The organism is uncultured Microscilla sp. (assembly GCF_947493425.1).
Taxonomy (GTDB): Bacteria; Bacteroidota; Bacteroidia; order Cytophagales; family Microscillaceae; genus Microscilla.
This window is the reverse complement of the sequence record NZ_CANLRP010000465.1, coordinates 1-543: the sequence shown is the minus strand read 5'-3', so window position 1 is coordinate 543 and position 543 is coordinate 1. Positions and strand designations below refer to the sequence as shown.

The window sequence follows — 543 nt, the reverse complement described above, 5'->3', positions numbered from 1 at the left end:
GAATCATCTTCTCCAAATGCCACATCCAAAACCCAGTGTAGTTTAGTTTCTACTCCCCAATGTTTACGAATACTGTTGTTAATCCTTTCTGCATCAGGAACTAAGCTACAAATATAATAACGAGTTTCACGATGATGCTTACCTTCATTTTTACCGTTTTTGTAATAAATGTGACTTTCCACACAGATAATGCTTTTGAGTTCTGTCCATTCTGCAATTGTTTCTGGCAGTAACCAATCTTCGGCTTTAGCCACCCAACAGCAACGAGTTTCAAGCCTTCCATGACCACTATCTTTTTGCTCATCAAACAAACTTGTAGCTTTGGCAGTAAAAGTACCAAATGCTTCTTGAACTTCTTGGTGTAAATTACCTTGATTACCCTTTAGAGCTAATAAATAATCTCCACCTTTTTTTATAATAAGAGAGGCAATGCTTTTTTGAGTACCCATTGCATCAATGGTAAGTAAAGCTCCTTCGACATCCAAGCCCTCAAGTAATTTAGGAATGGCTGTAATTTCGTTAGACTTTTCTGATACTTTTTGC

At 37.0% G+C, this 543-nt stretch carries 1 protein-coding gene; it reads right to left on the bottom strand.

Going from position 1 to position 543, the window contains the following annotated elements:
- Positions 1-485: ISAs1 family transposase (locus Q0954_RS34350; protein ID WP_299466705.1), on the bottom strand; the 485-nt coding region annotated here is incomplete at its 3' end.
- Positions 486-543: the final 58 nt, after the last annotated feature.